This is a genomic window from Paenibacillus sp. FSL H8-0282, from assembly GCF_037963825.1.
Lineage (GTDB): Bacteria > Bacillota > Bacilli > Paenibacillales > Paenibacillaceae > Paenibacillus_AQ > Paenibacillus_AQ odorifer.
Window position 1 is genome coordinate 1,853,509 of record NZ_CP150146.1, and the last position, 14,691, is coordinate 1,868,199.

Consider the following 14,691-nt stretch of genomic DNA (forward strand, 5'->3'; position numbering starts at 1 on the left):
CAATAGAAAGCGTTATCATGTGTGCGAAATGTGGCGATGTGTTGAAGGTTGTTAGAATAGAGGGATTCCACTATAATTTTTATATGCATTAACATCTGGGAGTGGAACATGTTGAAGAGAAGAATAACTAAGCGTCGCGTCGCTATTTTTGTGTTGATTATTTTAGTTGTAGCCGGGTTGCTGATATGGAAGTATTTAACGCCATATGCACCGGCTCAAGAAGCCGAAACCGCACTGATTTCAAGTGGTGGAGTTACCGTCGAACAGAATGATAATTGGATTTCGTTCGAACCTTCCATTACTAAAGGCGCCTCGATTATATTTTATCCTGGGGCTTTGGTTAAACCGGAAGCTTACTCCCCTCTTGCGAAGAGCGTCGCTGCTGCAGGGCATCCCTTCTACATCGCCAAAATGCCGTTTAATTTAGCCGTAACGAAGGGGGATGCTGCAGAAGAGATTATTCGTGTGCATCCGAAGCAATCTTTTGTGCTGGGTGGACATTCACTTGGGGGTGTCATGGCCTCACGTTACGCAATTGAGCATACGGACCAGCTGGAAGGTGTGTTTTTCTTAGCCTCTTATCCAGATGAAAAGGGCAGTCTGCGAGAGACTACTTTGTCAGTGTTGTCGGTTGTGGGTACTGAGGATCAAGTGATTGACAGAGACAGCTACAACAAAGGGCGCTCCTATCTGCCAGATAATACAGTTTATAGTTCAATTATAGGTGGCAATCATGCGCAATTTGGCAGCTACGGGCCTCAGAAGGGGGACGGCGAAGCCACAATATCCGAGGAAGAGCAGCAGAGTCGCACAGTAAGTGCCCTGTTGGATTGGCTGGGAAATCTGAGGTAGTTACGGGTCATTCAACAGAGGGAGAAAACAATTCATGCCAGTATTACACATTAACGATGAATGCGTTCCCTGCTCCGGAATATTGTTTGATAAAGACGGGACATTACTCGATCTATTAGCCACCTGGGGGAATTGGGCGGAGCTTGTGCTGCGCGGACTGGAAGATCAACTTGCGATCATGGGAGCGGGATTTATTGTAGAGCGCAGCAAGGTGCTGGGTACGCAACATGATCCGCAAGGGAAGTTAATAGGGTACGACCCGGCGGGGCCGCTTACCATGGCTACAGAAGAAGAAAGTTACGGTGTACTCGTATGGCAGCTATATGCAGCAGGAGTTCCTTGGAATGAAGCGCTGACCCGTGTGAAAAGCATAACTAAAAACGCGATGTATGAATTACGCCGACGCCGTATGGCACAGCCTTTAGCGGGACTTCATTCTTTTTTGGAGCAATGCTCTGCGGCATCCCTTAAGCTTGGCGTGGTTACCTCCGACGGGGCAAAGACCACCGGAGAGCATTTGGAATGGCTTAATGTGGCAGGCTATTTTGATTCGGTAGTTACTAGGGACAGAGTAAAAAACGGAAAACCAGCTCCTGAAATGGCTGAATTGGCCTGCCGGGAGTTAGGGCTTTCGCCTGAAGAGACGATTATTATTGGGGACAGTAATGCCGATATGCAATTAGGTAAAGGTGCAGGGCTTCGCCTCGCAATTGGGATTTCCGCCAGTGGTGATGGGGAGCACCTAATAGATGCAGATGTAATCATTTCCGGTTTTAATGAGCTTAGGATCACTTACTGATCAGCTAATAAAAGGAAAGGATGTGCTAATTAGCATGGATCAATTGCAGACACTTGCTTCTTGGATCAAAGAAAGTGACAACATCGTTTTTTTCGGAGGGGCGGGTACGTCGACAGAGAGTGGAATTCCCGATTTCCGCTCCGCAGCTGGATTATATCAAACTCAGCACAATTCACCTTATCCACCTGAAGTGATGCTGAGCCGCACTTTTTTTATGTCCTCACCGGACATTTTTTTTGATTTTTACCGCAGTAAAATGATTCATCCAGAGGCCCGTCCGAATGGTGCGCATCAGCTACTAGCGGAGTTGGAACAGCAGGGGAAGCTGAAAGCGGTGATTACGCAAAATATTGACGGCCTGCACCAGCAGGCGGGTAGCCGTAGTGTCCTTGAGCTGCATGGTTCGATCCATCGCAACTATTGTATGGACTGCTCACGGTATTACGGGCTGGATCAACTGCTGGAAATGACTGAGATCGTTCCTCACTGCCCGGAATGTGGCGGAATTATCAAGCCGGATGTGGTTTTATATGAAGAAGAATTGGATCACTCCGTGCTTATGGGCTCTGTAGCAGCGATTGCCTCTGCAGATATGCTTATTATTGGTGGAACCTCGCTAACGGTTCAGCCTGCGGCCAGTCTGGTGACTTATTTCCGGGGCAAACGTACGGTGCTGCTGAACGGAGATCCCACACCTTATGATGATCAGGCGGATCTGCTGATTACAGATCGAATTGGAAAAGTAATGGGCAGTGTCAAGGATCTATTAAGCTAGAAGGAAAAAGCTGTCCTTTGGTTTCTCTTGCCAGATTATTATTACGCTCAGAAGTTTAAAGATAAGGTAGGCTCACAACAGCGTGTAATGAGAGGCAGGGATAAGCAATGGTATATGTAGCAGACGATAAACGGTATGACAACATGCGTTATAATCGTTGCGGGAACTCAGGTCTCAAGCTCCCAGCAATCTCATTAGGATTATGGCAGAATTTTGGTGGGATCGATAATTACGAAAACGGCAGAGAAATGATCACTCGTGCTTTTGATCTTGGAATTACCCATTTTGATCTGGCCAACAACTATGGTCCACCAGCTGGTTCAGCAGAAGAGCTGTTCGGTAAAGTTCTTGCCAATGATATGTATCCTTATCGTGATGAAATAGTGATCTCTACAAAAGCAGGGTATAACATGTGGCCCGGCCCTTATGGGGAATGGGGTTCACGTAAATATATGCTGGCTAGTCTGGATCAGAGCCTGAAGCGGCTAGGCCTAGATTATGTTGATATTTATTACTCTCATCGTCCAGACCCGGAAACACCGCTTGAAGAAACCATGCAGGCGCTGGATTATGCGGTACGTTCTGGCAAAGCTTTATATATAGGACTATCCAACTATAATGCGGAGCAGACGGCTGAAGCCCTCAGTATTCTAAAAAGCCTGGGCACAACGCTCTTAATCCATCAGCCTAGTTATTCTATGCTCGATCGTTGGATTGAGGGCGGCTTACAGGATGTACTGGAACATAGTGGTGTGGGAAGCATCGCTTTTACACCCCTGGCTGAAGGCTTGTTAACCAACAAATATTTGAATGGTATTCCAGAAGGGTCAAGAGCTGCCAAGCCGTCTGCCGCCTTGAATGAGAGCCGGATTACACCGGAGGTGCAGCGGAGGATTCGCGCACTTAATCAGCTTGCGGTTTCGCGAGGACAGAGTCTGGCTCAGTTTGCACTGGCTTGGACACTTCGGGGTGGCAAGGTTACTTCTGCCCTGATTGGAGCAAGCAGAGTGGATCAGATTGAAGAGAATATAGCTGCTTTAGCTAATCCTGATTTCAGTCCGGAGGAGTTAGAGCGGATTGAAACGATTTTAAAGACAGAACTATAGCATATTGAACAGTAACAGCCCGGTTCCTTACGTTAAGGAAGGCGGGCTGTTGTTGTATAGTGGATTTATGGATTTATGGATTAAAGGGCAAACTAACGTTCAGGTTTCTCTGCTTGTCTCGTTGTAGTCATCCGGTAAGCCGTCGGTGACTGGGCACAAAACCGTTTGAATTGGCGAGAGAAGTATAAAGCATCGGTGAGCCCCACAGATGCTGCTACCTGTTCCACGGACAGCTCCGGTCGTTCACGCAGCAGTTGTCTGGACTTTTCAATCCGCAGCTTCAGCAAGTAGGTCACCGGAGATAATCCGGTCTCTTGCTTAAATACACGGGACAGGTAGGCTCGATTATAACCCAGCGTATCACACATTTGTTCAATAGAGACCGGGTGCGCATATTGAGATGCCATGTAGTGGATCATTTGCTTCACAGTACGCTTAACCTGTGATTCTGCGCCGGGAAGACGAGAGAAGGAAGAGAGCAAATCAGCTGCTTCGCCGACAATGAGATAGAGATAGCCAAGCGAAGTCAGATGGGCACTCTCTTTGTTGGCGTTGAAGGCTTGCATGATGCTGGACAGGGCACCTGGAATGAGGCTTTCACCTGTTGTAGTCACCACAGGCTGTTGTGGTGTGAACCCTGTCTGCAGCACCAGATCGTCAGCTTCGCTGCCAGTAAAAGCTGCCCAGCGATAGCACCAGGGCTGGTCTTTATCCGAGACGTAACTGACTAATTGTCCCGGATGGATCAAGAAGCAGTCCCCTTTACCCAACTCATATTTATGATGTTCTGTACGGAAAACGCCCGAGCCAGATTCTATGAAATGCAGCAAATAATAATCATAGATCTTGGGTCCAGCTTGATGCATGGGCAGGGTCTGACTCTGGCCGGCAAACAGTACATGAAGGTTCTGTTTATCGTAATACACTGGATTGGATCCTACGGAATAAGTATGCTCCATTTGGGACAGCCTTTCTTGTGTTAATGTCATTTAATGGCTTATAGTTTAGAGAGTAACAGTAATAAATGTAATTATTATATTATGGGAAGTCACATTTATCCATACATTACACACATGATTGCATTATCAGAGGATGAATGAATCTATTATAATGAGTACATAAAGAACGCTTTACTAATTCCCACTGGCTGAAGCAGCGAAAGGATGGAGTGGCATTAATGAGCATACAGGAACTTAATAACAAATTTATTGAAAAATATGGGGTGAGCGGGGAAGAGGCTAAGGTGTTTTATGCACCAGGTCGTGTCAATCTCATCGGAGAGCACTTGGATTATAACGGCGGGTATGTACTTCCCGCAGCTTTGGAATTCGGTACAACGCTGATTGTGCGTCCACGTAGTGACAGCAAAGTGAATTTTGCATCAACTAATTTTCCTTACGAAGCTTCTATTGATTATAGCGAAATTGGCAAGGCCAAAACGGGTGAATGGATTGACTATCCGATTGGGGTAATGGTTGAGCTGGATAAGAAAAGCACACCAGTATCCAAAGGGTACGATCTGCTGTTCCATGGCGATATTCCGAATGGAGCAGGCTTGTCCTCCTCGGCCTCTCTTGAAGTCGTTACTGCTTATGCGTTCCTGACTCTCGAAGGTGGCGATACAGACACTGTTGAGATTGCACTTTTGTCCCAGCGTGCTGAGAACCAGTACGTAGGTGTAAACTCCGGAATTATGGATCAGTTCGCAGTTGCTAACGGCAAACGCGATCATGCGATCCTGCTGATGTGCGACACACTTGAGTACAATTTGGTACCGTTCATCACAGGTTCATACAAATTGGTTATCGGCAACACGAACAAACGCAGAGGGCTTGTAGATTCCAAGTACAATGAACGCCGTCAGCAGTGTGATGAGGCATTGGCTATTTTGCAAAAAGAAGTGCCTTCACTAGCTTATCTGGCACAGCTTAATCGTGAACAGTTCGAAGCACATCAAGATAAAATCACAGACGAAATTGTAAGACGCCGCGCTCGCCATGTTGTGGAAGAGAATCAACGCGTGCTAGATTCCGTTGAGGTATTAAAAAACAATGATCTGAAGCAGTTTGGACAGTTCATGAATGATTCGCATGCGTCCTTGCGCGATTTGTATGAAGTTAGCTGTGCAGAGCTTGATATTATGGTTGAAGAAGCTGGGCGCATCCCAGGTACACTCGGTTCCCGTATGACTGGCGCGGGTTTCGGAGGCTGTACAGTATCTTTGGTACATGAAGATGATATAGAACGTTTTATTCGTGAAGTTGGTGAAGCCTATACCACAAGATCTGGTTTGGTTGGCGAGTTCTACGTTTGCGGCATCGGTAATGGTGTCCAAGAATTGAAGGGAGTGTAATCAGATGGCGATTTTAGTAACAGGTGGAGCAGGGTATATTGGGTCTCATACTGTAGCGGAGCTGCTGGATCGTGGCGAAGAAGTGGTGGTCCTCGACAATCTGCTAACAGGGCATCGTGAGGCGTTGCTGGGTGGCAAGCTGTACGAAGGTGATCTGCGTGATAAAGAACTGCTGGGTAAGCTGTTCGCTGAAAATGAGATTGAAGCGGTTATCCATTTTGCTGCAAGCTCTTTGGTCGGAGAAAGCATGAAGGACCCTGTAAAATATTACGACAACAACGTATATGGTACACAGTGTCTTCTAGAAGCTATGCAAAAAGCGGGCGTGAACAAGATCGTATTCTCGTCCACAGCCGCAACCTACGGCGAACCGGAAAAGGTGCCGATTGAAGAAACAGACCGCACTGAACCAGCCAATGTGTATGGAGAAACTAAGCTGACCATGGAACGGATGATGGCTTGGTTTGATAAAGTACTGGGCATCAAATACGTAGCATTGCGTTACTTCAATGCAGCTGGCGCACATGCCAGTGGCAAAATCGGTGAAGACCATCGTCCAGAAAGTCATTTGGTGCCGCTGGTATTGCAAACGGCCTTGAAGCAACGTGACAGTATCGCAGTTTTCGGAGATGACTATCCTACAGAAGACGGTACTTGTGTGCGCGACTACATCCATGTCAGCGATCTGGCTGACGCCCATGTTCGTGCGGTAACTTACCTGCGCAGCGGAAGCAGCAGCAATATTTTCAACCTGGGCAATGGACTTGGATTCTCGGTAAAACAGGTGATTGAAACGGCGAAGAAGGTTACTGGACTTGAAATTCCTGTAGTCATTCAAGAACGCCGTGCCGGCGATCCGGCTGTGCTGGTAGCTTCCTCCGACAAAGCGCGTAGCGTCCTTGGATGGAACCCGCAGCATGCAGATTTGGAAGATATCATTCAAAGTGCATGGAACTGGCACTCTGCCAATCCGCAAGGATACGGAGAATAAGGGACTTTAGGTTAGCTTATCTTGAACTTGAGACCCTACTTAAGGAGAATTAAAATGCACAACGAGAATAAGATTACACCTGCTGGCCAGAAAGCATTACATGCGATTGAGCAGCTTGTTCTGTTCGCACTGCGCCAGCAGCTTATAGCTCCATCCGATGAAGATTATAGCCGTAATGTGCTGCTCGAACAGTTCGGTTTCAGTGAGCCGCATGTAGGTGACATCGATCAAAGTCCATTGGAAGGGCCGCAGGCTCCACTCGATGCACTGATTGATTATGGTTTTGAAATCGGATTGATCCCAGAGAATAGTGACACTTACCGTGACTTGCTGGATGCCAAGATTATGGGACTTCTCATGGCCCGTCCTTCGGATGTAAATGCTGAGTTCTATAGTCTGACCGCTGAAAAAGGCATCTCCGCGGCTACAGATCGTTTTTATAAATTGAGCATTGATTCGAACTATATTCGGATGGATCGGATCTCGAAGAATGTCTACTGGCTGCAGGATTCGCCGTACGGAGACATTGAAATGACGATCAATTTGTCCAAGCCTGAGAAAAATCCGAAGGAAATCGCAATGGCTCGGCTGCTCCCGCCGCCAGTCTATCCGAAATGTCTGCTGTGCCGTGAGAATGTAGGTTATGCCGGACGGATCAATCATCCGCCGCGCCAGAACCTGCGTATCATTCCGCTTAACCTGAATAATGAAAAATGGTTCTTCCAATACTCGCCATATGTTTACTACAATGAGCACTGTATTGTATTCCATCATGATCATGTGCCAATGAAGCTTACCAAGGATACCTTGAAGCGGCTGCTTAGCTTCGTGGAATCATTCCCGCATTATTTTATTGGCTCCAATGCAGACTTACCGATTGTTGGCGGCTCTATTCTGACGCATGACCATTTTCAGGGCGGACGCCACACATTCCCGATTCAAAAAGCGCCTAAGGAAGATACATTTACACATGCATCTTATCCGGGTGTCAGCATTAATATCGTAAAATGGCCGATGTCCGTATTGCGTTTAAATGGAGAAGATCCTGCGGTTCTATTGGAATGCGGAAATGCGCTTTATGAAGCTTGGAAAGCCTACAGCGATCCAGAGGCTGAAGTGCTAGCCTTTAGTGAGGTTGACGGTGAAGTACAACCTCATAATACCGTTACTCCTATCGTCCGCCGGGCCGAGGACGGCAGCTTCGAGATGGATCTTGTGCTGCGGAATAACCGGACTAATGAGCAATATCCTGAAGGGATTTTTCATCCGCACCGGGAAATGCATCATATCAAAAAAGAAAACATCGGCTTGATTGAAGTTATGGGACTGGCGATTCTGCCGGGCCGTTTGAAGGAAGAACTTGATTCCATCGCAGGTATTCTTGCAGGAGATCAAGCGCTGTTAGAAGCGGTGAAGAATGACCCTAGTCATTCTCTTGCGCAGCATGCGGCTTGGATTCAGGAGCTGGTGGAGCGATTCGGAACTGCACTGCAACACGAGGAAGCGCTCAAGATTGTGCAGAACGAAGTTGGCATCAAGTTTACGCATATTCTTGAACACGCTGGCGTTTACAAACGGACTCCAGAAGGTCAAGCGGCTTTCCGCCGTTTTGTAACAAGCTTCGGTGCTTTGTAGTAAGTGAATTTGGATTTAAGGATGTCCTCAAGCCTATGGGCTTGGGGCATCTTTTTTTTATTCGGAATGACGAAATCCAGCCACCTAATTTGAATGCGGGTAACCAGAGGTTTATAATACGAAGGAGTAAGACATTATGAATTAACTACTGGAGGTTTACACATATGCGTAAATTTGAATTTTATAATCCTACCAAGCTGATTTTTGGACAGGGTACCCTTGAAGCCTTGAAGACGGAGGTTCCTAAGTACGGTAAAAATGTGCTTTTGATGTACGGTGGCGGCAGTATCAAGCGCAGCGGTTTGTACGATAAAGTAGTTGCTGAGCTGAGTTCAATAGGCGCTACAGTGACTGAACTCTCTGGAGTAGAACCCAATCCACGTCTTTCCACAGTACATAAAGGCGTAGAGCTGTGCCGGGAGCATGATATTGACCTTGTTCTCGCAGTAGGGGGCGGAAGCGTATTGGACTGCGCAAAAGCTGTTGCTGTTGGAGCGAAATATGATGGTGATATGTGGGACTTTGTTGAGCGTAAAGCAGCGGCCCAAGACGCGCTTCCACTGGGCACAGTGCTGACAATGGCTGCTACGGGATCTGAAATGAATAACGGCTCCGTAATCACAAACGAGGTTACTAAGGAAAAAATGGGCTGGGGCAGCGTGCATGCCTACCCGGCATTTTCGATTCTTGATCCAGAGAACACGTTTTCTCTGCCACGTGATCAGACCGTTTATGGCATGGTGGACATCATGTCACATGTACTGGAGCACTATTTCCATACAGACGGCAATACACCGGTACAAGACGGGTTCTGTGAAACTTTGCTGCGCACTGTAATTGAAACCGCGCCGAAGCTTATCGAAGATCTGAATAACTACGAGCTGCGTGAGACCATTATGTACTGCGGTACGATGGCGCTTAACGGAATGGTCAGTATGGGTTTTGCCGGAGATTGGGCGACTCATAATATCGAGCATGCAGTATCGGCTGTATACGATATTCCACATGGTGGAGGTTTGGCGATTCTGTTCCCGCAATGGATGAAATATAACCTCAGCACAAACCCTGCGCGTTTCCGCAAGCTTGCGGTAAATGTGTTCGGAATTGATCCTGCTGGCAAGACTGATGAAGAAATCGGGCTGGAGGGTATCGAGGCTCTGCGTAATTTCTGGGATTCCATCGGTGCGCCGAAGACGCTCGGTGATTATGATATTGATGACAGCGAGATCGGCAGTATGGCTGACAAGGCTGTTCGTTTCGGAGCGTTTGGTAATTTCCGCAAGCTTGAGCGTGAAGATGTAGTTGAGATTTATAAAATGGCTTTGTAAGTAACTCTTCTACGAAAAGAGACCATTTGTCTTTATTCTAGAAGCCACAATAGAATGTCAAAGAAGCGAATCCTCCATAACGGAGGAATCGCTTCTTTGTGTTTATGGTCTAGTGTGACTAGCTCCTCTTGCTATACTTTTCGGTCGTTCTCATCCCAAGGTCGCTGCCGCTGGCGAACCTCCGCTGCCGCTGGCGAACCTCATCTATCACTGTTCGCACCCGTAATCTAATCCGTCGACCGTCCTCGAGAGTCTTACGGACCCAGCTGACGTTATATGCGAATTTTCAGCCTTTTGAGCAAGCTTTCGGACACCAGAGACACTATTACTTCGAAATGACCTCATATTTGCTGGTTTCAATGCCAATAGAGACTATGCGGTCCGATAGCATACCAAATGTCGGATAAATCGTCGAATAGGATCTGTTGAGTCCGATGGGCCGAGGCGCGAAAGCAGCATAGCCTCTTCATATGCGCGCGAGTGTTACCTAACCAACTAGGGTTTGTAAGATCTCCTCACGACTGATTCCTCTACGGATACACGCCTACCCTACGGACCCAGCTGCCGTTATTTGCGAATTTTCAGCCTTTTGAGCAAGTTTTCGGACACCAGAGACACTATTGCTTCGAAATAGCCTCATATTTGCTGGTTTTCATGCCAATAGGAGCTATGCGGTCCGATAGCATACCCAATGTCGGATAAATCGTCGAATAGGGTCTGCTCAGTCCGATGGGCCGAGGCGCGAAAGCAGCATAGCCTCTTCGTACGCGCGAGAGTGTTACCAACAAACTAGGGTTTGTAAGATCCCCACACGACTGATTCCTCTACCAATACACGCCTACCCTACGGACCCAGCTGACGTTATTTGCGAATTTTCAGCCTTTTGAGCAAGTTTTCGGACACCAGAGACACTATTGCTTCGAAATAGCCTCATATTTGCTGGTTTCAATGCCAATAGAGGCTAGGCGGTCCGATAGCATACCAAATGTCGGATAAATCGTCGAATAGGGTCTGTTGAGTCCGATAGGCCGAGGCGAAAGCAGCATAGCCTCTTCATACGCGCGAGAGTGTTACCAACAAAAATCAGCGCCTCAGCAACTATTGGACGGCCTTTAGGACAGCCCCAGCACATGTAATAAAATAGTGCCAATGTGAGCATGCTTATCCTCTGAATGGAACTTATTTGGGTGAATATCCAAAGATTGTGAAACCAAGGACCTACTTTGTACGTTTAATGTAATATGACAGTCCTGATTGAAGACAGGAGGAAATAAAAATGCAAACGCTGTATTTAGGCTGCTTGGCGCTAGGCGTCATATTTGCCATAGTCAGCGTCCTGGTGGGCGATGTGATCGGAGATGCTTTGCATGGGGTCTTTGATTTCGTATCCGTAGATTTTCTGAATCCCACCGTACTGGCTGGAGGAATAACCGTGTTCGGCGGAGCGGGCATTCTTCTAACCCGGTACAGCGCTCTGGAAGCTGGGGCGATCATTGCTTTGTCTTTGTTAGCCGCCGCTTTTTTGGGAGTACTTATGTATCTAGGGGTGGTTAAGCCCATGGAAAAAAGCGAAATGTCCAATGGTTTCTCAATGAGTGATCTGCCTGGCAAGATCGGGGAAATCACAATTCCTGTTCCCGCCACTGGTTATGGTGAGATTATGGTAAAGTTTGGCGCCGGCAATAGCCTGCATACGGCAGCAAGCTTTGATCATGAGCTGCTTCCAGCAGGGATTAAAGTTGTTGTAGTGGAAGTTAGAGAAGGCGTTGCATTGGTGTCAGAATTCGAAAAGAGAAGAGGAGTGGATCTTTAATGTTCGGTATTCCTGAGTATTTGTTAGTCCCTGCTGTTGTCGTTGCTGTTTTGTTTGTGCTAGGTATCGCATTCTGGGCACGTTACAAAACGGTTGGACCCGATGAAGGGATGATCGTAACGGGGTCGTTCTTAGGGAAAAATCATATTTCAGACGATGGTTCTGGTCGTAAAATAAAGATTGTACGCGGGGGCGGGGCCTTTATACTCCCAGTCTTTCAGAAGGCTGAATTTATGTCGCTTCTTTCTCATAAACTCGATGTGACGACTCCAGAGGTATACACCGAACAAGGGGTTCCGGTTATTGCTGACGGCGTAGCGATCATTAAAGTGGGTAGCTCAACGGAAGATGTGGCGACAGCTGCTGAGCAATTTATGGGCAAACCGATTGAAGCACTGAAGAGCGAAGCACAAGAAGTTCTTGAAGGTCATCTGCGGGCCATTCTCGGTTCGATGACGGTTGAGGAAGTATATCGTAACCGTGACCGCTTTGCGCAAGAGGTTCAAGGCGTGGCGGCGCGGGATCTTAAGAAAATGGGTCTGCAAATTGTTTCCTTTACCATCAAGGATGTGCGAGACAAACATGGATATCTAGAGGCACTAGGTAAACCGCGGATAGCTGCGGTGAAGCGGGATGCAGAGATCGCTGAAGCAGAAGCAGTGCGGGATGCGAGAATTCAAAAGGCAAACGCAGAAGAGCAAGGGCAAAAAGCTGAGCTGCTGCGGGATACGAATATCGCCGAAGCCTCCAAGGAAAACCAGCTTAAGGTGGCTGCGTTTAAACGGGATCAGGATACAGCGAAAGCGGAAGCCGACCAGGCTTATCATATTCAAGAGGCACGTGCAAAGCAAACCGTTGTTGAAGAACAGATGAAGGTTGAGCTGGTACGTAAGGAACGTGAAATCGATTTGCAAGCCAAAGAAATTCAAGTCCGCGAGAAGCAGTATGATGCTGAAGTGAAGAAAAAAGCAGAAGCGGATCGTTATGCAGTAGAGCAAGCGGCGGAAGCCGATAAGGCGAAGAGAATGCGTGAGGCAGATGCCTTGCAATATAGTATTGAAACACAAGCTAAAGCGACATCTGAGCAGAAGCGTCTTGAAGGTCAAGCGATGGCGGATGCAGAGCTGGCTAAAGGTACAGCGGATGCTGAGGTTATCCGGTTGCGCGGTCTAGCGGAAGCAGAAGCCAAAGAGAAACTGGCGGAAGCTTTCCAGAAATTCGGCGAAGCAGCGGTGCTCGATATCATCGTCAAAATGCTGCCTGATTTGGCTGGCCAAATTGCGAAGCCGCTGGCATCTATTGATAAACTTACCGTTGTAGATACCGGTAACGGGGAAGGTGCAGCCCGGGTCAGCAATTATGTGACTCAGCTAATGTCCACCGCTCCAGAGATGTTGAAGAGCGTCTCAGGGATTGATGTAGAGGCACTGATCAAGGGGTTGACCACTAAAGCTTCCGGAAGCAAAGGAGCATCAGTTACACCAGTCGCACCTGTTGCACCAGCTACACCTGCAACTTATATTCAGCCATCAGTAAAATCTAGTACAGCCGGCGAGACTTTAACTTCTGTGCCTGAACAAAAGGAAAAATAGTTTATTGCAATTTATATTGATTTAGTTTACTTAAGGTATGACTGGCAAAGCTGCTGGTCATACCTTAATCTTTATGTTTGATCTAAATTAGACAACATGATAAAAAGCTCCTGCGTTGACAGGTGATTTTTGATGAAGCTTATAGCTTATCGGCATCCCGTGGGAATTATTGTATATACAGACATCGACGCTTTCACTGGTGTTTAAAGATTTTTTCAGGTAAAATAAAAGCCTTTAAGGCTGTTCACTCTGATCTACTAGCTTAGTAAGGACACAGAGTGTTCTTCTAATATGCAATTCTTGGTGTTATGATGGTAGCAAAGCTTGTATTCATCGTACGATTTCTTATTGCGTATGCTGCTGGAAGTTAGGTGTTTAGAAATAAAAGAGGTGTCAAAAATGAGTAGCATAACAGTGGCGAAGGTGTTGAATAACAACGTTATCATTGCCCAGCATCCTCAATATTCCGAGGTTGTAGTTATCGGTAAAGGGATAGGGTTTAACCGCAAGCTGCGGGATCAGATTAATCTATCCTCCGTGGAGAAGATGTTTATTCTTCGCAGCCAGGAGGAACAGGAACAATATAAACAGCTTCTTCCCCAAGTGGATGAGAAGTTGATTGAGGTCGTTCAAGAAATAGTATTACATATTATGCATTGTAGCCGTCAGCCGCTTAATGAGCATATTCACATTGCACTTACCGACCATATTTCTTTTGCTATCCGTCGTTTCGAACAAGATATCCCAATTCATAATCCATTTTTGTATGAAACTAAGGAGATTTATCCTGAGGAATATAAGATGGCAGAATATGCGATTGGAAGGATTAATGAGGCTATGGGCGTGGAATTGCCGGTGGATGAGATAGGTTTTGTGGCTCTTCATATTGTCAGCGCACTTAGTAATAGGCAAATTTCCGAGGTTAGACAACATTCTCTCTTGATTGGAGAGCTGGTTGGGTTAGTCGAGAATTATCTGGACTATCGAATCCCACGTGATTCACTTGATTACTCAAGACTGGTAACCCATCTGCGATTCGTTCTAGAAAGATTACGCCGTGGAGAGGCGGTACAAGAGACCTCAACCCTGGATGGACTCATGAAACGGGAGTATCCTGAGATGTATTCGTTGGCTTGGAAATTAACAAAAATTATCGAACAGCGTGTGCGAATTCCCGTGTATCAAGCTGAGGTAAGTTATTTGACGATTCACCTGCAGCGTATTGCCCAGAAAAAAGTGGACGAACAAGATATGGACAAGAATGGTGAAGCTCCTTAAAGTGCAAAAGTTGTAACAAATCATGGTTTCAAAAAAAACGCTTGCCACTTAAAAAAAACGATGCTACAATGTTCACTGTCATCAACAAAACAGAATATCGAGCGTGTAACTGATTCGATCAGGCATGAGTGAATTACAGTATTTTGGTTGTTAACCCCCTTCTTGGGGC

At 46.8% G+C, this 14,691-nt stretch carries 12 protein-coding genes; 11 read left to right on the top strand and 1 reads right to left on the bottom strand.

Annotated features, from left to right (window positions below; genetic code table 11):
- Window positions 1–108 precede the first annotated feature (108 nt).
- From NST94_RS07985 to mgrA, 4 genes are all read left to right on the top strand, one after another.
- The gene (locus NST94_RS07985; protein WP_076126350.1) at window positions 109–852 is read left to right on the top strand and encodes an alpha/beta hydrolase; all 744 of its coding nucleotides are present in this window, start codon (window positions 109–111) and stop codon (window positions 850–852) included.
- A gap of 34 nt (window positions 853–886) precedes the next feature.
- Entirely contained in the window at window positions 887–1,651 is a 765-nt protein-coding gene (locus NST94_RS07990; RefSeq protein WP_339281858.1) for an HAD-IA family hydrolase, read from the top strand.
- A 34-nt stretch (window positions 1,652–1,685) separates the two neighbouring features.
- Window positions 1,686–2,426: an NAD-dependent protein deacylase gene (locus NST94_RS07995; RefSeq protein ID WP_076192851.1), complete on the top strand. Its 741-nt coding sequence runs from the start codon at window positions 1,686–1,688 to the stop codon at window positions 2,424–2,426.
- A gap of 107 nt (window positions 2,427–2,533) precedes the next feature.
- Complete coding sequence (gene mgrA / locus NST94_RS08000) at window positions 2,534–3,532, top strand: L-glyceraldehyde 3-phosphate reductase (RefSeq protein ID WP_339281859.1); 999 nt, start codon at window positions 2,534–2,536, stop codon at window positions 3,530–3,532.
- Window positions 3,533–3,624: 92 nt separating this feature from the next.
- On the opposite strand, the gene NST94_RS08005 is transcribed toward mgrA, so the two are convergent.
- Entirely contained in the window at window positions 3,625–4,491 is an 867-nt protein-coding gene (locus NST94_RS08005; RefSeq protein WP_076126358.1) for an AraC family transcriptional regulator, read from the bottom strand.
- 218 nt (window positions 4,492–4,709) lie between these two features.
- Between NST94_RS08005 and NST94_RS08010 the strand changes: the two genes are divergently transcribed.
- The 7 genes from NST94_RS08010 (at window position 4,710) to NST94_RS08040 (ending at window position 14,522) form a co-directional block, all read left to right on the top strand.
- Complete coding sequence (locus NST94_RS08010; protein ID WP_076126360.1) at window positions 4,710–5,885, top strand: galactokinase; 1,176 nt, start codon at window positions 4,710–4,712, stop codon at window positions 5,883–5,885.
- A 4-nt stretch (window positions 5,886–5,889) separates the two neighbouring features.
- Window positions 5,890–6,876: a UDP-glucose 4-epimerase GalE gene (galE, locus tag NST94_RS08015; RefSeq protein ID WP_076126362.1), complete on the top strand. Its 987-nt coding sequence runs from the start codon at window positions 5,890–5,892 to the stop codon at window positions 6,874–6,876.
- A gap of 54 nt (window positions 6,877–6,930) precedes the next feature.
- Entirely contained in the window at window positions 6,931–8,511 is a 1,581-nt protein-coding gene (locus tag NST94_RS08020) for a UDP-glucose--hexose-1-phosphate uridylyltransferase (protein ID WP_076192848.1), read from the top strand.
- A gap of 164 nt (window positions 8,512–8,675) precedes the next feature.
- Window positions 8,676–9,839 (top strand): iron-containing alcohol dehydrogenase, encoded by a 1,164-nt coding sequence (locus tag NST94_RS08025; protein WP_076303405.1) that lies wholly within the window; start codon window positions 8,676–8,678, stop codon window positions 9,837–9,839.
- Window positions 9,840–11,115: 1,276 nt separating this feature from the next.
- Entirely contained in the window at window positions 11,116–11,652 is a 537-nt protein-coding gene (locus NST94_RS08030; protein ID WP_042186148.1) for a hypothetical protein, read from the top strand.
- Window positions 11,652–13,244, top strand: a complete 1,593-nt coding sequence (locus NST94_RS08035) for a flotillin family protein (protein WP_076301366.1) — start codon at window positions 11,652–11,654, stop codon at window positions 13,242–13,244. The genes NST94_RS08030 and NST94_RS08035 overlap by 1 nt, the downstream gene beginning before the upstream one ends.
- 399 nt (window positions 13,245–13,643) lie before the next feature.
- On the top strand, window positions 13,644–14,522 hold the full coding sequence (locus NST94_RS08040) for a PRD domain-containing protein (protein ID WP_076126370.1): 879 nt from the start codon (window positions 13,644–13,646) through the stop codon (window positions 14,520–14,522).
- Window positions 14,523–14,691 lie beyond the last annotated feature (169 nt).